At 62.7% G+C, this 17,258-nt stretch carries 16 protein-coding genes; 12 read left to right on the forward strand and 4 right to left on the reverse strand.

Translation table 11 applies throughout. The features are described 5' to 3' along the window. Positions 1-9 precede the first annotated feature (9 nt). The 3 genes from EP379_RS02635 to groL all read left to right on the forward strand — a co-directional run bounded on the left by EP379_RS02635 (position 10) and on the right by groL (position 2,609). The gene (locus EP379_RS02635) at positions 10-456 is read left to right on the forward strand and encodes an FxsA family protein (protein WP_127475557.1); all 447 of its coding nucleotides are present in this window, start codon (positions 10-12) and stop codon (positions 454-456) included. Positions 457-622: 166 nt separating this feature from the next. Beyond that, positions 623-913 (forward strand): co-chaperone GroES, encoded by a 291-nt coding sequence (gene groES / locus EP379_RS02640; protein WP_127475560.1) that lies wholly within the window; start codon positions 623-625, stop codon positions 911-913. 58 nt (positions 914-971) lie between these two features. Beyond that, positions 972-2,609 (forward strand): chaperonin GroEL, encoded by a 1,638-nt coding sequence (gene groL / locus EP379_RS02645; protein WP_127475563.1) that lies wholly within the window; start codon positions 972-974, stop codon positions 2,607-2,609. 332 nt (positions 2,610-2,941) lie between these two features. On the opposite strand, the gene EP379_RS02650 is transcribed toward groL, so the two are convergent. From EP379_RS02650 to EP379_RS02660, 3 genes are all read right to left on the reverse strand, one after another. Continuing rightward, a complete protein-coding gene (locus EP379_RS02650) occupies positions 2,942-3,898 on the reverse strand; it encodes an IS5 family transposase (RefSeq protein WP_127475565.1) in 957 nt (318 codons plus the stop codon). Positions 3,899-4,120: 222 nt separating this feature from the next. Beyond that, positions 4,121-4,861, reverse strand: coding sequence for a hypothetical protein (locus EP379_RS02655; protein ID WP_127475568.1), 741 nt, complete (start codon positions 4,859-4,861; stop codon positions 4,121-4,123). Next, entirely contained in the window at positions 4,861-5,412 is a 552-nt protein-coding gene (locus EP379_RS02660; RefSeq protein WP_127475571.1) for an RNA polymerase sigma factor, read from the reverse strand. Before EP379_RS02660 ends, EP379_RS02655 begins: the two co-directional genes overlap by 1 nt. Before the next feature lie 374 nt (positions 5,413-5,786). On the opposite strand from EP379_RS02660, the gene glnE reads away from it, so the two are divergent. The 9 genes from glnE (at position 5,787) to EP379_RS02705 (ending at position 16,246) form a co-directional block, all read left to right on the forward strand. Then, on the forward strand, positions 5,787-8,669 hold the full coding sequence (gene glnE / locus EP379_RS02665; RefSeq protein ID WP_232023958.1) for a bifunctional [glutamate--ammonia ligase]-adenylyl-L-tyrosine phosphorylase/[glutamate--ammonia-ligase] adenylyltransferase: 2,883 nt from the start codon (positions 5,787-5,789) through the stop codon (positions 8,667-8,669). 57 nt (positions 8,670-8,726) lie between these two features. Next, on the forward strand, positions 8,727-9,653 hold the full coding sequence (locus EP379_RS02670; protein ID WP_127475574.1) for a branched-chain amino acid transaminase: 927 nt from the start codon (positions 8,727-8,729) through the stop codon (positions 9,651-9,653). Between the two features lie 70 nt (positions 9,654-9,723). Then, positions 9,724-9,930, forward strand: a complete 207-nt coding sequence (locus EP379_RS02675; RefSeq protein WP_127475577.1) for a zinc-finger domain-containing protein — start codon at positions 9,724-9,726, stop codon at positions 9,928-9,930. 38 nt (positions 9,931-9,968) lie between these two features. After that, entirely contained in the window at positions 9,969-11,405 is a 1,437-nt protein-coding gene (gene hldE, locus EP379_RS02680) for a bifunctional D-glycero-beta-D-manno-heptose-7-phosphate kinase/D-glycero-beta-D-manno-heptose 1-phosphate adenylyltransferase HldE (protein WP_127475579.1), read from the forward strand. A gap of 4 nt (positions 11,406-11,409) precedes the next feature. Continuing rightward, a complete protein-coding gene (locus EP379_RS02685; RefSeq protein ID WP_127475581.1) occupies positions 11,410-12,594 on the forward strand; it encodes an FAD-dependent oxidoreductase in 1,185 nt (394 codons plus the stop codon). Further along, positions 12,585-13,355 (forward strand): aldo/keto reductase, encoded by a 771-nt coding sequence (locus tag EP379_RS02690; protein WP_127475583.1) that lies wholly within the window; start codon positions 12,585-12,587, stop codon positions 13,353-13,355. Before EP379_RS02685 ends, EP379_RS02690 begins: the two co-directional genes overlap by 10 nt. Continuing rightward, positions 13,355-14,383: a lipopolysaccharide heptosyltransferase II gene (gene waaF / locus EP379_RS02695; RefSeq protein WP_127475585.1), complete on the forward strand. Its 1,029-nt coding sequence runs from the start codon at positions 13,355-13,357 to the stop codon at positions 14,381-14,383. Before EP379_RS02690 ends, waaF begins: the two co-directional genes overlap by 1 nt. Further along, on the forward strand, positions 14,376-15,146 hold the full coding sequence (locus EP379_RS02700; RefSeq protein ID WP_127475588.1) for a glycosyltransferase family 2 protein: 771 nt from the start codon (positions 14,376-14,378) through the stop codon (positions 15,144-15,146). Before waaF ends, EP379_RS02700 begins: the two co-directional genes overlap by 8 nt. Further along, positions 15,143-16,246 (forward strand): glycosyltransferase family 4 protein, encoded by a 1,104-nt coding sequence (locus tag EP379_RS02705; RefSeq protein WP_172600359.1) that lies wholly within the window; start codon positions 15,143-15,145, stop codon positions 16,244-16,246. The genes EP379_RS02700 and EP379_RS02705 overlap by 4 nt, the downstream gene beginning before the upstream one ends. Here EP379_RS02705 and EP379_RS02710 read toward each other — a convergent pair. Continuing rightward, positions 16,243-17,217 (reverse strand): glycosyltransferase family 9 protein, encoded by a 975-nt coding sequence (locus EP379_RS02710; RefSeq protein ID WP_127478809.1) that lies wholly within the window; start codon positions 17,215-17,217, stop codon positions 16,243-16,245. The two genes, EP379_RS02705 and EP379_RS02710, sit on opposite strands and share 4 nt — an antisense overlap. Positions 17,218-17,258: the final 41 nt, after the last annotated feature.

The raw sequence follows: 17,258 nt of genomic DNA on the forward strand, positions 1-17,258 counted from the left end.
AGAGTAGTGATGTCCCTGCCGCGTCTTTTATTCCTGTTGTTGCTGTTGCTGCCCGTGCTCGAGATCTACCTGCTGATCCAGGTGGGCGGCGTGATCGGTGCCATTCCCACCATTGCCCTGGTGGTGTTCACCGCCGTGCTGGGTGCACTGTTGCTGCGCCATCAGGGGCTGGCGGTGTTGCAGCGGGTGCAGCAACTGACGCAGCAGGGCGAGGCGCCGACCGCAGCGATGCTGGAGGGGGTGGTGATCCTGCTGTCCGGGGCCATGTTGCTGCTGCCCGGTTTCCTCACCGATGCGCTGGGCCTGCTTGGCCTGGTGCCGCCGCTGCGCCAGGCCTTGGTGGCGGCCCTCCTGCGTCGTGGCCTGCCCCGCCGCCCGCCGCCGGGCGGACCCGCGGCGCGTCCGCGCCGCGGCCCCGCCACCCTCGAAGGCCAATACACCCGGGAAGACGACTGAGCGCCGTTTTCCCTCCGCTCCGCCCCTTGACTCTCCCCGACTCGTCATTATTATTAGCACTCACCAGCGGCGAGTGCTAACAGTTCGGCCGCCGCGCGACTTCCGACCGCAGTCTGGCTGCGGTCGATTTTATAGAAAAATCATCAGCTTAAGAGGGTAACTGAGCATGAAAATTCGTCCCCTGCATGATCGCGTGATCGTTCGTCGCAAGGAAGAGGAGCGGATGTCCGCCGGCGGCATCGTTATCCCGGACAGCGCCACCGAGAAACCGATTCAGGGCGAAGTCATTGCCGTAGGCAAGGGCAAGATCCTGGAGAACGGCGAGGTGCGTGCCCTGGACGTGAAGGTGGGTGACAAGGTGCTGTTCGGCAAGTACGCCGGCACCGAGGTCAAGGTCGATGGCGAGACCCTGCTGGTCATGCGCGAAGAAGACCTGATGGGCGTGATCGAGGGCTGAGCCTCTCCTCCGTCGCACCTTCAGATAAAGCCAACGAATTACAGAGGAACGAAGCAAGATGAGCGCAAAAGAAGTCAAGTTCGGTGATTCCGCCCGCCACGGTATGCTGCGCGGCGTCAACATCCTGGCCAACGCCGTCAAGGTGACCCTGGGTCCGAAGGGTCGCAATGTGGTGCTGGAGAAGTCCTTCGGCGCCCCGACCATCACCAAGGACGGCGTTTCCGTCGCCAAGGAGATCGAGCTGAAGGACAAGTTCGAGAACATGGGTGCGCAGATGGTGAAGGAAGTCTCCTCCAAGACCTCCGATGTGGCCGGCGACGGCACCACCACCGCCACCGTGCTGGCCCAGGCCATCTGCATCGAGGGCATGAAGTCGGTCACCGCCGGCATGAATCCGATGGACCTGAAGCGCGGCATCGACAAGGCCGTGGCGGCCGCCGTCGAGGCGTTGAAGAAGATGTCCAAGCCCTGCACCGACAGCAAGGCCATCGCCCAGGTCGGCACCATCTCCGCCAACGCCGACGAATCCATCGGCAAGATTATCGCCGATGCCATGGATAAGGTGGGCAAGGAAGGTGTTATCACCGTGGAAGACGGCTCCGGTTTCGAGAACGAGCTGGACGTGGTGGAAGGCATGCAGTTCGACCGCGGTTACCTGTCGCCGTATTTCGTCAACAACCAGCAGGCCATGACCGCCGAGTTGGAGAACCCGTACATCCTGATCCATGACAAGAAGATCTCCAACATCCGCGAACTGCTGCCGGTGCTGGAAGGCGTGGCCAAGTCCAGCCGTCCGCTGCTGATCATCGCCGAGGACGTGGAAGGCGAGGCCCTGGCCACCCTGGTGGTCAATACCATCCGTGGCATCGTCAAGGTCGCCGCCGTGAAGGCGCCGGGATTCGGTGATCGCCGCAAGGCCATGCTGCAGGACATCGCCATCCTCACCGGTGGCCAGGTGATCTCCGAAGAGGTCGGCCTGTCCCTGGAGAAGACCTCCCTGGACGATCTGGGCACCGCCAAGAAGGTGGTGGTGGCCAAGGAAAACACCACCATTATCGATGGCGCCGGCAAGGCCTCCGATATCAAGGCGCGCGTCGAGCAGATCCGCGCCCAGATGGAAGAGACCACCTCCGACTACGACCGCGAGAAGCTGCAGGAACGCATGGCCAAGCTGGCCGGCGGTGTGGCCGTGATCAAGGTCGGTGCCGCCACCGAGGTGGAAATGAAGGAGAAGAAGGCCCGCGTCGAAGACGCCCTGCACGCCACCCGCGCGGCAGTGGAGGAAGGCGTGGTCCCCGGCGGCGGTGTCGCCCTGATCCGTGCCCTGGAAGCCATCAAGGGGCTGAAGGGTGACAACCATGAGCAGGATGTCGGCATCAGCATCGCCCGCCGTGCCATGGAAGAGCCGCTGCGCCAGATCGTCGCCAACGCCGGTGAAGAGCCGTCCGTCATCGTCAACAAGGTGAAAGAAGGCAAGGGCAACTTCGGTTACAACGCCGCCAACGGTGATTTCGGCGACATGATGGAAATGGGTATCCTGGACCCGACCAAGGTGACCCGCTCCGCGCTGCAGAACGCCGCCTCCATCGCCGGTCTGATGATCACCACCGAGGCCATGGTGGCCGAGCTGCCGAAGGAAGAGAAGGGCGGCGGTGCCCCGGACATGGGTGACATGGGTGGCATGGGCATGATGTAAGGCCCGGGCACGGGATGCGAGGAACGAGGTGCGAACCCCGTTCCCTTGACCCGGCTGTCCCCAAACATAGCCCCCGCTGGCAACAGCGGGGGCTTTTGTTTGGGCGCCATCCACACGGACCAGCAAAAAGCCCCGCACGGTGCTCACCGGCGGGGCGTTTGTTGTTGGCGGCTGAAGCCCGCTACGGTTTATCTAAGGATGCTCTGAACAAGTAATCCAATATGAGCAAATCGTCGATATCAGCGAGTCATCACGCGCCGAATCGCACCGGCAGCGCCGGTATTTGCTCATCCCGGCGGCCCGTGAGCCGCATTTGGCGTAGTGCATCGGCACTACGCCTGCAAAGTACGCAGCAGCTGCCTGCGCACCAGGTAGATGTTGGCCAGGGCACAGGTGACAAACAGGCGGTTGGCATTCTTCTCCAATCCCCGGTAGCGGGTCTTGGCAAAACCGAATATCCGTTTGATGACACCGATGCTGTGTTCGACCCGTGCCCGGATGGTGGACTTGAGGCGGTTCTTCGCCCGTTCGGCTTCGTCGACCCAGCCCTTGTAGCGGTAGCGTCGGTGGGTGAGGTCGCGGGCCCTGGGCGCATGCTGTTTGATGACCTCGGTCTGGCCCTGATAGGCCGAATCCCCCCAGACGCGGGTTTCATCGCCGTGCAGCAGGTCGGGCAGGCAGTGGGAGTCGTGGACGTTGGCGGCGGTGGCCACCACCGAGTGGATGAGCTTGGTGCGGTGGTCGACACCGACATGGGCCTTCATGCCGAAATACCACTGGTTGCCCTTCTTGGTCTGGTGCATGTCCGGGTCGCGCTGCTGGTCCTTGTTCTTGGTCGAGGACGGGGCGCTGATGAGGGTGGCATCGACGATGGTGCCGGTGCCCAGCTTGAAGCCATGGCGTTGCAGGTACTGGTGCATCTGCTGGAACAGCTTGCGACCCAGGCCATGCTGCTCCAGCAGGTGGCGGAAGCGGCAGATCGTGGTTTCGTCCGGCACCGGATGCTCGCCCAGGTCGATGCCGGCGAAGGCGCGCATGCTGAGCGAGTCGTACAGGGCTTCCTCGGCCATCGGGTCCGAGAGATTGAACCACTGCTGGAGGAAGTGGATGCGCAGCATCATCTCCAGCTCCTTCGGCGGCCGGCCGTTACCGGCCTGCGGGTAGTGCGGCGCTATCAGCGCGCACAGCTCCGCCCACGGCAGCAGGCGGTCCATGTCGGACAGAAACGCCTGGCGCTTGGTCGCCTTGGTGTATTTCTCGAACCCCGTGGTCATGCTCAGTTGTTTCATTTTCCCCGTCCTCGGCTCCGGTCATGCGGTTGCAAGATCAGATCGGGGACTTTTGCAGAAGTTCCCTAAGGAAGGTCTGAATAAGTCCATCCTGGACTTCTCAGACCACGCCAATCGAAAAGTGTGATTTTCGATTGGCTTCGATTTTCAACGAGTTATCGTCGTTGAAAATTGGCGGCACATCACTGTGCCGCGGAAGCTCTGAACTTATTCAGAGCTTCCCTAAACCTTCACGTACAGCCAGCCTTCCTGCAAGCGATCCACCACCCGTTCCAGTCCGGACTTGGTGGTACCCACTTCGGGCAGCAGCCGGGTGTCGACGCCCTGCTCCTGCAGCCAACGCAGGGTGTTGGCGCAGGCCAGCACGGCGAGATTGTCGTACTTGCGGATCAGTTCCTGGGTACGCTGCGGGTAGGGCGAGACATCGGAGCGTAGCAGGGCCATGCCCTCGCCGTTGGCTACCACCTCCAGCTTGATGGGAATGCCGCGGGCACGATAGGAGCTGAGCAGCGTGTCCACCTCGTCCAAGGCATAGCCGAGCTTGGCCGGGTCGCTGGTGGTGATGTGCAGCACTACGTTCTGCTGCATGCCCTGGGCGGACAGCAGCTGCACGGTCTGGAAGGCGTCGAGGTCCTGGCGCTCGTAGGCGACCTGTTCCGGCAGCGCGACGGTGTTCCGCGCGCCGTTGGCGAACCAGCCGGCGGCGGCGCCCACCGCCAGCAGCACCGAGGCGGCGACGGCATCGCTCAGGCGCCAGCGGCGTGGCGGCGTCGCTGGCGCCGGGACCAATGGCGGTTCGGCATAGGCATGGCGCACCATGTCCTGCAGGCGGCGGATTTCGCACACCTTACGGCTCAGGTCGTCATCCTGCTTGAGGGCAGCAAAGATCTGCTCCTGCTCTTCCGTTGTGAGCTGGCCGTCGACGAAGGCGTGCAGCTGCTCATCGGAGATGTGTCTGTTCATTATTTGATCCTCACCAGCCTTGGTTCCTGTTGCCGGCCATTCACGGCTGCGTCGATCAGTTTTTCCTTCAGTGCCTGGCGCGCGCGGCACAGGCGGCTCATCACGGTGCCGATGGGGATGGTCAGGATATCCGCCACCTCGGCATAACTGAATCCTTCCAGGTCCACCAGGGTCACCACCTCGCGTTGTCCCTGCGGCAGTTGCGCCACCGCCTCGCGTACCTGGCGCACGGTCTGCATTTCCTGGTTGGCCTGTTCCGGGCTGGCGTCGCTCTGGAACGCGTTTTCATCGAACTCCTGCATGTCGCGCCGGCTGCGCAGATGACCGCGCCAGCAGTTGGTCAGGATGCTGAACAGCCAGCTGTCCATCGCTTCGAAGGAGCGCAGGCTGGCGGCGCTCTTCATCGCCTGCAACATGGTTTCCTGCACCAGGTCGTCGGCCAGGTGGGTGTTGTGACACCAGGAGTACGCCACCCGGTACAAGCGCTTGCGGTTCTGCTCGAGGCGATTGTTGAAATCGTGCGAGCGGCAAAACAGCCCCAATATCCCCATGATCTCCTCCACTTCAGCTCTTCGGTTCAGTTCTTGTTGTTATGCGGCGTCTGTTGCGCCTTGCCGGTTATAGATGCGGCGGCCACCCGGACTATTCCATTGGTCGCCGACGGAATAAATCATCCCTGGCAGCCATCTTAACCCCGCAGACAACCGACGCAAAGCCACTGTTATTTAATGCCTTTTTTGTGTGGTTTTGTGCCGGCCGGCTTGGGCGTGCGGCCCGTCCCCCATTTCGCGGGCCGCATGTATTTGTGGGGATCCTCCTTTCCCCCACCTTGGGCTGGGATTCGGCCGACATCAGCCCCGGCCGGGTCCCGGTTTCTTTTTGCCTTACGGTACAATCAGGCTTTCCCTTCCAGGCCGGATCGATTGTGACCCCCGAACAGAGCATCAGCGACGCCCTGCGCGCCATTCCCCAGCCCCTGCAGGAGCGCGTGCAGCGGCAATGGCAGTCCCTGTCCGAATCTTCCCCGGAGCTGGCCCTGGCTCCGGAATTTCTCGCCGAGCTGGCCCGGGTATGGGCCTGCAGCGAGTTCGTGGCCGACGCCTGCGTGCGTTACCCCGACATGCTGCAGGATCTGCTCGGCAGCGGCGATCTGCGGCGCAGCTATCCGCGCGGCCACTATCGTGCGCGGCTGAGCGCAGTGCTGGCTGATGTGGCCGACGAGATGCAACTCGGCGTGTTGCTGCGGCGCTTCCGCCGGCGCGAAATGGTGCGCATCGCCTGGCGCGACCTCGCCGGATACAGTGAGCTGAACGAGGTGGTGACCGATCTGTCGGCCCTGGCCGATGCCTGCATCGATCTGGCGCTGGACCATTTGTATCGCTGGCATTGCCTGCAATGGGGCACGCCCTGCAATGCGGATGGCGTGCCACAACGGCTGGTGGTTTTGGGGATGGGCAAGCTGGGTGCGCAGGAGCTGAACTTCTCATCGGACGTGGACCTCATCTATGCCTATCCGGAGGATGGCGAGACCCGCGACGGCCGTCGCAGCCTGAGCAACCAGGAATTCTTCATCCGCCTCGGCCAGCGCCTCGGCAATGTGCTGAGCAGCATCACCGCCGAGGGTTACGTGTTCCGCGTCGATACCCGCCTGCGTCCCTTCGGCGAGTCGTCCGCCCTGGCGTTGTCCTTCGATGCCATGGAGGACTACTACCAGGTGCACGGCCGCGAGTGGGAGCGCTACGCCATGATCAAGGCGCGGGTGGTGGCGGGGGATCAGGAGGCCGGCGCCGAGCTGATGGCCATGCTCAAGCCCTTCGTCTATCGCCGCTACGTCGACTACGGCGCCTTCCAGTCGCTGCGCGAGATGAAGGCGATGATCGGTCGCGAGGTGCAGCGCAAGGGCATGGAGGACAACGTCAAGCTGGGCGCCGGCGGCATCCGCGAGGTGGAGTTCATCGGCCAGGCGTTTCAACTGATTCGCGGCGGACGCGAACCCACCTTGCAGGTACGTCGCATCCTGACCGTATTGGAAGCGTTGCGCGGCTTCGGCTGGCTGCCCGATTTCGTGGTCGACGAACTGACCGAGTCCTACATCTTCCTGCGCAACACCGAACATCGCATCCAGGAATACCAGGATCGCCAGACCCACGCCCTGCCCGAGGACGAGACCGGCCGCCTGCGTCTCGCCTGGAGCATGGGCTACGACAGCTGGGCCGCCTTCGAAACGGTGCTGCGCGATCACATGCGTCGCGTGCACGAGCATTTCGAGCAGGTGTTCGCCGCGCCGCAGACCGAGCATGCCGAGTCCGACAGCCTCGATCTCACCGGCGTATGGCAGGGCAACCTGGATCAGGAGCAGGCCTGCCAGGCCCTGGCCCAGGCCGGTTATGGCGACACCGCCGAGGTCTACCGCCTGGTGCAGCAGGTACGCCAGGGGCGTGCCTTCCTCAGTCTCAGTGCCCAGGGACGCACGCGCATGAATCAACTGATGCCGCTGCTGCTCGGTGCGGTGGGGCAGGGCGAACAGCCGGACATCACCCTGGGACGCCTGTTGCATCTGGTGGAGACCATCGCCCGGCGCAGTTCCTATCTGGCCCTGCTGGTGGAAAATCCCATGGCCCTGTCGCAGCTGGTGCGGCTGTGTGGCGCCTCGCCCTGGATCGCCTCGCAGCTGGCGCACTACCCGCTGTTGCTCGACGAACTGCTCGATCCCCGTACGTTGTACGTCCCGCCGCGGCGCAAGGAGCTGTCCAACGAGCTGCGCCAGCGCATGATGTATGTGGCGCCGGACGACCAGGAGGCGCAGATGGATGCCCTGCGCCACTTCAAGCAGGCCAATACCCTGCGCGTGGCCGCCGCCGACGTGATGGAGGCGGTGCCGCTGATGGTGGTGAGCGATCACCTCACCGAACTGGCTGAAGTGCTGCTGGACGAAACCCTCACCCTGGCCTGGCGCCATCTCGTCGCCCGCCATGGCCGCCCGGCCTGCGGCGAAGGGCGCGCCTGCGACACCGGATTCGCCATCATCGCCTACGGCAAGCTGGGCGGTATCGAACTGGGCTACGGTTCCGATCTGGACATCGTGTTCCTGCACAGCAACGAAAGCGAGGGCCGGCAGACTTTCGGCGACAAGCCGGTGGAAAACGCAGTGTTCTACGCCCGCCTGGCCCAGCGCATCATCCATATCCTCGGCACGCGCACCCCGGCTGGTGTGCTGTACGAGGTGGACACCCGGTTGCGTCCCAGCGGTGCCTCCGGTCTGCTGGTGTCGGGGCTGGCCGCCTTCGCCACCTATCAGGCGAGCGAGGCCTGGACCTGGGAGCATCAGGCCCTGGTGCGTGCCCGTGGCGTGGCCGGTGACCCGGCCGTTCTCGAGTCTTTCGAGGCGATCCGGCGCCAGATCCTCGGCCGGCCGCGCGAGCGGGAAAAATTGCGCCAGGAGGTGCGCGAGATGCGTGAGCGCATGCGTAGCCAGTTGGCCAAGGGTGGGGCGGATAAGTTTGATTTGAAACAGGATGCCGGTGGTATCGCCGACATAGAATTTATGGTGCAATATGGCGTTCTGGCGTGGGCCCATGAACATCCGGCCCTGCTCGATTTCACCGATAATATCCGCCTGCTCGAACGCCTGGCCCAGGCCGGACGGCTGCCACCGGCCGATGCCGCTTTGCTGGCCGATGCCTACCGCGCCTACCGTGCCCAGGTGCACCGGCTGACCCTGCTGGAACAGCCGACGCTGGTCGAAAGCGGTGAGTTTGATGCGCTGCGTGCGCAGGTGATACGCATCTGGCGCGAGCTGATGGAATGATGATCACCGCCATTGCCGGCGGTGCCACGATGGGCAATATTCGTTCGAGGAGAATATTTGATGTCGATGTCTGACCGCGACGGCCTGATCTGGCTGGATGGCGAAATGGTGCCCTGGCGCGAGGCCAAGACCCATGTGCTCACCCATACCCTGCACTATGGCATGGGCGTGTTCGAGGGCGTGCGTGCCTACAAGACCGACAAGGGTACGGCGATCTTTCGCCTCAAGGAGCACACCGATCGTCTGTTCCGTTCGGCGCACATCCTGATGATGCCGATGCCCTTCGACAAGAACACCCTCAACGAGGCGCAGCGCGCCGTGGTGCGGGAGAACAATCTGGAGTCGGCCTACATCCGTCCGATGTGCTTCTACGGTTCCGAGGGCATGGGCCTGCGTGCCGACAATCTCAAGGTGCATGTGATGGTGGCCGCCTGGACCTGGGGCGCCTATCTCGGCGCCGAGGGCATGGAGAAGGGCATCCGCGTGCGTACCTCGTCGTTCACGCGCCACCACGTCAACATCACCATGTGCAAGGCCAAGGCCAACGGCAACTACATGAACTCCATGCTGGCCCTGCGTGAGGCGCTGTCCTGCGGTGTGGACGAGGCGATGCTGTTGGACAACGAGGGCTATGTGGCGGAAGGTTCCGGCGAGAACATTTTCATCGTGCGCGACGGCGTGATCTACACGCCGGACCTGACCTCGGCACTGGACGGCATCACTCGTAACACCATCTTCCATCTGGCTGCAGAACTGGGTCTGAGCATCAAGGAAAAGCGCATCACCCGCGACGAGGTGTATATCGCCGACGAGGCCTTCTTCACCGGCACCGCGGCCGAAGTGACGCCGATCCGCGAGGTGGATGGTCGCGCCATCGGCAGCGGCAGCCGGGGTCCAATCACCGCACGGTTGCAGGCCCTGTATTTTGATCAGGTACATGGCCGTCGAGCCGAAAATGCAGACTGGTTGACCTACGTAAAATAAAGCACCGGGTATGTCGCGCCCCGGACGGATGTCCGGAGTGCGGCGATCTGAAGGGCACAGGAGGCAATTCATGAACGCAGCAGCACCGGCCAGGAATGGCACCACCCAGCGTTACTACGAAGTGACCGCGGCGGATCTGCCCGTGCACTGTCCTCTGGACAGCGGCAGCCTGTGGAGCATGCATCCGCGCGTTTACCTGCCCATCGCCGCAAAGGGCGAAGCAACCTGCCCCTATTGCGGGGCCCGCTATGTCCTCAAGGGCAAGGTTGGCCACTGAAGCTCCCTGTCCCCTCGCTATCCGGTTCCTGCCATTCGATGAAACTGCGCATCCCTGATTTTTCCACCAGCCGCGTCCTGGTTGTCGGCGATCTGATGCTGGATCGCTACTGGCATGGTGACACCTCGCGTATCTCACCCGAGGCGCCGGTGCCGGTGGTGCACGTGGGCGAGGCCGAGGAACGTCCGGGTGGTGCCGGCAATGTGGCCCTCAATATCGCGGCATTGGGTGGCCGTGTCGCCGTCATCGGCCTCACTGGCCAGGACGAGGCCGCCGATGTGCTGCGCCGCCGGCTGGAATCCGAAGGCGTCGAGTGCCATTTCGAACGGCTGGAGAATTACTCCACCATCACCAAGCTGCGTGTCATCAGCCGCCATCAGCAATTGATCCGCTGCGACTTCGAGGATGGTTTCCAGGGACATGACCCACAGGGTCTGCTACAACGTTTCCACGCGCAGCTCGCCGCAGCCGGTGTGGTGGTGCTGTCCGACTATGGCAAGGGCACGCTGCGCGCGGTGCGCGAACTGATCACGGCGGCACGGGCCGCCGGCAAGCCGGTGCTGATCGATCCCAAGGGCACCGATTTCGAGAAATACCGCGGCGCTACCCTGATCACGCCCAATCTGACCGAGTTCGAGGCAGTGGTGGGGCGTTGTCACGGTGAAGATGATCTGGTGGCCAAGGGCGAAAACCTGCGCCGTCATTTGGAACTCGAAGCACTGCTCATCACCCGCAGCGAGCGCGGCATGACCCTGTTGTGCGCCGAACATGCGCCGCTGCATCTGCCCACCCGCGCACGTGAGGTGTTCGATGTCACCGGCGCCGGTGATACGGTATTGTCGACGCTCGCCGCGGCCCTGGCCGCCGGTCAGGATCTGGCGGACGCCACTGCCCTGTCCAACGTCGCCGCCGGCGTGGTGGTTGGCAAACTGGGGACCGCCACGGTCAACGTGCAGGAACTGGGCAAGGCGCTGCGCGATCAGAACGAACTCGAGCGCGGTATGGTCGATGAGGATACGCTGCTCGCCCTCGTGCGTGAGGCCAAGGCCCACGGCGAGACCGTGGTGATGACCAACGGCTGCTTCGATATCCTGCACGCCGGCCACGTCACCTATCTGCAACAGGCGCGCCGGCTTGGCGATCGCCTGATCGTCGCCGTCAACGACGACGCCTCGGTGAAGCGCCTGAAAGGCCCTGAGCGTCCGGTGAACACCCTGGAGCGGCGCATGTTCGTGCTCGCCGCACTGGGTTGCGTCGATTGGGTGGTGCCGTTCTACGAGGACACGCCGACGCGCCTGATCTGCAAGGTGCAGCCCGACATCCTGGTCAAGGGTGGCGACAACAACCCGGCCAATATCCCCGGCGGCGACTGCGTGCGCGAGGCCGGCGGCCAGGTACTGGTGATGGACTACGTGGACAACTGTTCCACCACCGGCCTCATCAAGGCCATTCGCGCCACGGCCAAGACCGATTGACGGGATGACAACCCCCGCCGATTGTCAGGCTGATGTGGTGATCTGCGGCGGCGGCGTCGCCGGCCTGTGGTTGCTGGCGCGTCTGCGCCAGCAGGGGTATCGCGCCCTGCTGATAGAAAACCAGGCACTCGGTGCCGGTCAGACCCGTTATGCTCAGGGCATCATTCACGGCGGCACCAAGTACGCACTCACCGGTGCGGTGAGCGGATCGAGCGAGGCGATCGCCGCCATGCCGCCGCTATGGCGCGCCTGCCTTGCGGGGCGTGGCGAGATCGACCTGCGAGCCGTGCGCCTGATGTCCGATCACCAGTACCTGTGGTCCACCGCCAGCATCACCTCGCGCATGGCGGGATTCTTCGCCAGCAAGATGATGCGCAGCCGCATCGCGCCGCTGGATGCGGCGGATTATCCCGCCGTGTTTCGTCACCGCAATTTCCGCGGCCAGGTCTATCGGTTGGAAGAGCCGGTGCTGGATACCGCAGCGCTGGTGCACGCCCTCGCGCTGCCGCACGAGTCGGCCATCTGGCGCGGCCGGGTCGTGCAAGCGGATGGTGTGCGGTTGACCCTGGATGATGGAGGGCAGCAGATAACGTTCGCCGCGCGGCAGGTGGTGTTGACTGCAGGCAAGGGCAATGCGGCATTGCTGCAGCTCTTCGGTCGCGACACACCCCAGATGCAGACACGACCGCTCAAGATGGTAATGGTGCGCGGCGAGCTGCCACAGGGCGTCTATGCCCATTGCCTCGGTGCCTCTAGCAATCCGCGCATCACCATCAGCACCCACTACGATGCACAAGGGCGGACGGTATGGTATCTGGGCGGCGATCTGGCGGAGGTCGGCGTCAAGCGCAGCGATGCCGAACAACGGGCGGCGGCACGGCAGGAACTGGCAGACCTGCTGCCGTGGATCGATTTCTCTGCCTGTGAATTTGCCACGCTGGATATCGAGCGCGCCGAGCCGCGCATGCCCGACGGCCGCCGCCCCGACGATGTTTATGTCGACGGGCGTGACGGTGTGATCACGGCATGGCCCACCAAGCTGGCCTTTGCGCCGCGGCTGGCTGCGCGAATCGCTGACATGCTGAAACAGGAAAACATTATGCCGTCGGTGGCCATGGCGGGGTTCCCGGCATGGCCATTCCCCGGCTACGCCCTGTTGCCGTGGCAGGAGGAAGAACGATGGAGTTGAGGGTGCTGGGCTCTACCGGCATGCAGGTCAGCCCGCTGGGACTCGGCACGGTGAAGATAGGGCGCGACCAGCAGGTGAAGTATCCGACCGGCTTCACCATCCCCGACGATGCCGCGGTGCGCGCGCTGTTCGATCTCGCCTGGGAACTGGGAATCAACACGCTGGATACGGCACCGGCCTATGGCAACAGCGAGGAGCGTCTGGGTCAGTTGCTGCCGCATAAGGACGACTGGATCATCGTCGGCAAGGTGGGCGAGATCTTCGAGAACGGGCAGTCCTCATTCGACTTCTCAGCGGCATTCACCCGTCGCAGCGTCGAGCGGAGCCTCAAGCGCCTGCGGCGCGATTACCTCGATATAGTGCTGGTGCATTCCGACGGCGATGACATGCGCATCATCCGCGAAGAAGCCGTGTGCGACACCCTGCAACAGCTCAAGCAGGAGGGTCTGATTCGCGCGATCGGCATGTCTACCAAAACGGTCGCGGGCGGTCTGTGGTGTGTGGAGAATATGGATGTGGTGATGGCCACCTACAATCTGGCCTATACCGATGAGTTGCCGGTATTGCAGCGAGCCGCGCAACTGCACAAGGGGGTGCTGATCAAGAAAGGCCTGCAAAGCGGGCATGCACAGAGCGTCGAGGAGGCGTTGCGCTATGTCTTTGCCCAGCCGGCCGTGCACAGCGTCATCGTCGGCACGATCAACCCTGGACACCTGCGTGCCAACGTCGCCATTACCGAACGAATTCTGGCAGGCCGCTGATGGTTGCCAGATCACGCATTCTGGTGATCGGTCCGGCCTGGGTCGGTGACATGGTGATGGCGCAGAGCCTGTTCATTGCCTTGCGCCGGGACGGGGCAGAGGTGGATGTGGTTGCGCCACAATGGTCGCTGCCTCTGCTGGCGCGCATGCCGGAAGTGCATCGTGCCATTGCACTGCCCGTGGGGCACGGTAACTTCGGCTTGCTGGAACGCTGGCGCATCGGCCGCAGCCTGCGCGCCTATCATTATGACCGTGCCATCGTAATGCCGCGTTCGTTCAAGTCCGCATTGATTCCCTTCTTCGCCGGCATACCGCGTCGCACCGGTTATCGGGGTGAAATGCGCTACGGCCTGCTCAATGACATCCGCCCGCTGGACAAACAGTTGCTGCCCCGTGTCGTAGATCGCTATGTCGCCCTGGGTTTGCCGATGGATGCTCCGTTGCCGCCGCGGGATATCCCATTGCCGCGTCTGAACGTTGATGTGGAAAATCGCCAACGCCTGATTCGCCAGCTTGACCTCGACATGGCGCGTCCTGCCGTTGCCTTCATGCCGGGCGCGGAGTACGGGCCAGCCAAGCGCTGGCCGCTGCCGCACTATGCGGCACTGGCGCGCGAGCTTCTCGCCAGCGGGCGTCAGGTATGGATACTCGGTTCTGCCAAGGAGCAGGCCGATGGCGAGGCGATCGTTGCGGCGGCACCGAGTGTGCGAAACCTGTGCGGCATGACCCGGCTAGAGGACACGGTGGACCTGCTTTCCCTGGCCAGTGCCGCCGTGAGCAACGACTCCGGGCTGATGCATGTGGCCGCTGCGACCGATGTGCCTCTGGTGGCTTTGTACGGCTCGTCTTCGCCAACCTACACCCCGCCGTTGTCGCACGAGGCGCGGGTGCTCTACCTTGGCCTGCCGTGCAGTCCCTGCTTCAAACGCCACTGCCCGCTGGGTGATACTCCGTGCCTGAAGGACATGACACCACCGCAGGTGATGTCGGCATTGCAATCGATCTGGGAGTCGGAAGATCATGCCTAAGATATCGGCGTGCATTATTTCCTTCAATGAAGAACAGAAGATCGAGGACTGCCTGCGCAGTCTCGAAGGTATCGCCGACGAAATCATCGTGGTTGATTCGCTGAGCACAGACCGCACGATCGAGATCGCTGGCCGCTATACCGATCGAATCTATCACCAGAAATTTCTTGGTTATGCAGAACAAAAGAATCTGGCGGTAAGCCATGCCAGTCACGACTGGATACTCAGCCTGGATTGTGACGAAAGACTCTCGCCACAGCTGCGGCAGGCCGTTCTGGAGGTGAAAGACGCGCTGGACGAGCGTTGTGCCTATCGGATGCCGCGAAAAACCTTTTATGTTTACCGCTGGCTTGAGCACTGCTGGTACCCGGATCGCAAGGTCCGCCTGTTCAACCGCAGGAATGCCCGTTGGGGCGGCACCAATCCCCATGACCGTGTGGTGCTGGATGCCGGAGTGAATGTGGTCGACCTGAAGGGCGATATTCTGCATTATTCTTTCAGCAGCATTTCCGAACATCTGCGTACCATCGACAGCTTCACCGAAATCGGAGCACGTGAGATCATCGCCAAGGGCAAGCCGGTGTCGCTGCTGTCGCCGCTCAGCCACGGTCTGTGGACCTTCATCCGCCTCTATATCCTCAAGCGGGGATTCCTGGACGGTTTCGCCGGGTTTGTCGTGGCGACATTGTCTTTTATGCATGCGTTCATCAAGTATGCCAAGGTGCTCATGCACCAGCGCAATCCAGGGCGGAGCAGGCTGTGAAGATACTTGAACTGTGTACTTCAGATGGCGTGGGCGGGCTGGAGTTATATGCACTGCGCAGCACCGCCGCCCTGCAGCGTCTGGGACATGATGTAATGGCCGTGGTGCGGCCCGGCACCATGTTGCAGCAGCGTCTGCACGAACAGGGGCTGGCTCATTTTGTGTTGCCGCGGCGCAGCCGTGCGTTGCCGCTGCTGGCGGCATGGCGATTGGCGCGCCTCATCGACAAGGCCCAGGTTGATGTGATTCATATGCACTGGGGGCCGGATCTGTTTCTGGCCGCGCTTGCCAAGCGGTGGGCAAGTCGTCCCGTGCGCCTGGTATACACGCGGCAGATGGCCCTGACACGCCCCAAGAACGATGCCTATCATCGTTTTCTCTATCGGCAGATCGATCTCTATCTGACCATTACCGACAAGCTGTTGCAGCAGGCACGGCAGCTGCTGCCATTGCCCGCCGAACGGATACAGAGGCTCTATTACGGTGTCCCGGCGCCGGCAGTGCTGCAGGATGCAGAGCGGCGTGCGCTGCGTCACTCGTTACAGATCCCGGAGCGGGTATTTGCCATCGGACTGATTGGACGCATGGAGGAGCAGAAGGGACAGCATCTCCTGATTGAGGCAGTACAATACTTGCGTGCGGCGGGCATACCGGCACACGCGACGCTGATCGGCCCGGCGATGGATGCGGCATACCAACAGCGTCTGCAGCGGGAAATTGAAGAGCGTGGACTCCAGGATGCGGTGATCTTGCGCGGACCGCACAAGACACCGATGGACATCATGCCGGCATTCGATGTCATTGTGCTGACGACGCGGATGGAGACCTTTGGTCTGGTACTGGCCGAAGCGATGCGCTGCGGGGTGGCGGTGGTCGGAACGGACGCCGGCGGAGTGCCGGAAATCATCGAGGACGGACGCAGCGGCCTGCTGTTCACTCCGGAAGATGCATCTCATCTGGCGCGGCAGCTGGAACACCTGGCTCGCAATGATGGCCTGCGCCGTCAACTCGCTGCTGCCGGCAAGGCGCGTGCGGATGATCTCTTTGCCGAAGAAAACCACTATCGGCGGCTGGCCGATACCTTGCTGAATGTCACCTAATCGGTCAGAAACTGGCGGCTGATAGCCTGTGCCGCCGCAACGACGTCGATACTGCCCATATCCGTTTCGCCGGCTTCATCCGGGGGCGTGAAAGCAAGACGACGTTCGGGAGAGTTGAGCGTCTGCCAGCGCAGTGGTGTGGCGGAGCGGCGACGCGGGTAGAACGCCGCTGTCGGTACATCGAGAGCACCGGCTATGTGCAATGGTCCGGTAGAGCCGCTGATGAACAGGTCGGCACAGGCGATGTGGCGGGCATAGTCGGCAATCCCGGTGGTGCGCAGGATGGTGTGCTGCAGATCACCGAGGAGTGCAGCCAGGGCTTCAGCCTTGAAATCTTCGCCAGGCCCGCAGCCGATGACAAAATACAGTGGCTGCTGTGAGTGCAGTGCTGTGGCGAGGGCTGCATATTGTTCCACGGAGAGGTTGCTGGCTGAACCGCCGCTGCCGGGATGAATAAATATCACACGAGCATAGGGCTGAAGCATATAGGCATCACAGAAGGCAGCGCGTCGTTCAGTTTGCGTGTCTGGCGCGAAACGTAAAAATGGGGCTGTCGGTTTTGGTGCTGGCGTAATTTTGAAATCGGTAAGAAATTTCTCCACTAGATCAAGATTGTACTGATACTCGGGCTTTTCAGAGCGAGAGCGACGTTGCTTCAGTCGATGGTTGTACAGGAACTGTGCCACTTTGGTGGCAGGCGCAAGGCGGTAGGGAATGCCGGCGGCAGCGGTGGCGAGCGCCACCCGGCCGGTGGAGAAAAGAGTGATCACCGCATCGAAGTGTTCAGCACGTAATTGACGCGCCAGTCGTACCCAGTCAGTGCTGCTGGCGTTGCTTCTGTCGTCCACTAAAATACTGTCGATGCCAGGGCATATCGCCGCCATTGGCGCTGTGTACGGCGGCACAAGTGCAACGATTTGTGCTTCTGGCATACTGGCCTTTAGCCAGGCAAAGCTTGGCCAACTAAGCATGAAATCGCCGAGCTTGTCGTTGCGAATGACGAGGATGCGCA

Source organism: Sulfurivermis fontis (assembly GCF_004001245.1).
GTDB lineage: Bacteria > Pseudomonadota > Gammaproteobacteria > Thiohalomonadales > Thiohalomonadaceae > Sulfurivermis > Sulfurivermis fontis.

What these genes read in the sequence shown, in the direction of transcription:
- EP379_RS02635 (WP_127475557.1), top strand. Translation starts at nt 10, where the DNA reads ATGTCCCTGCCGCGTCTTTTATTCCTGTTGTTGCTGTTGCTGCCCGTG.
- groES (WP_127475560.1), top strand. Translation starts at nt 623, where the DNA reads ATGAAAATTCGTCCCCTGCATGATCGCGTGATCGTTCGTCGCAAGGAA.
- groL (WP_127475563.1), top strand. Translation starts at nt 972, where the DNA reads ATGAGCGCAAAAGAAGTCAAGTTCGGTGATTCCGCCCGCCACGGTATG.
- EP379_RS02650 (WP_127475565.1), bottom strand. Translation starts at nt 3,898, where the DNA reads ATGAAACAACTGAGCATGACCACGGGGTTCGAGAAATACACCAAGGCG.
- EP379_RS02655 (WP_127475568.1), bottom strand. Translation starts at nt 4,861, where the DNA reads ATGAACAGACACATCTCCGATGAGCAGCTGCACGCCTTCGTCGACGGC.
- EP379_RS02660 (WP_127475571.1), bottom strand. Translation starts at nt 5,412, where the DNA reads ATGGGGATATTGGGGCTGTTTTGCCGCTCGCACGATTTCAACAATCGC.
- EP379_RS02675 (WP_127475577.1), top strand. Translation starts at nt 9,724, where the DNA reads ATGAACGCAGCAGCACCGGCCAGGAATGGCACCACCCAGCGTTACTAC.
- hldE (WP_127475579.1), top strand. Translation starts at nt 9,969, where the DNA reads ATGAAACTGCGCATCCCTGATTTTTCCACCAGCCGCGTCCTGGTTGTC.
- EP379_RS02685 (WP_127475581.1), top strand. Translation starts at nt 11,410, where the DNA reads ATGACAACCCCCGCCGATTGTCAGGCTGATGTGGTGATCTGCGGCGGC.
- EP379_RS02690 (WP_127475583.1), top strand. Translation starts at nt 12,585, where the DNA reads ATGGAGTTGAGGGTGCTGGGCTCTACCGGCATGCAGGTCAGCCCGCTG.
- waaF (WP_127475585.1), top strand. Translation starts at nt 13,355, where the DNA reads ATGGTTGCCAGATCACGCATTCTGGTGATCGGTCCGGCCTGGGTCGGT.
- EP379_RS02700 (WP_127475588.1), top strand. Translation starts at nt 14,376, where the DNA reads ATGCCTAAGATATCGGCGTGCATTATTTCCTTCAATGAAGAACAGAAG.
- EP379_RS02710 (WP_127478809.1), bottom strand. Translation starts at nt 17,217, where the DNA reads ATGCTTAGTTGGCCAAGCTTTGCCTGGCTAAAGGCCAGTATGCCAGAA.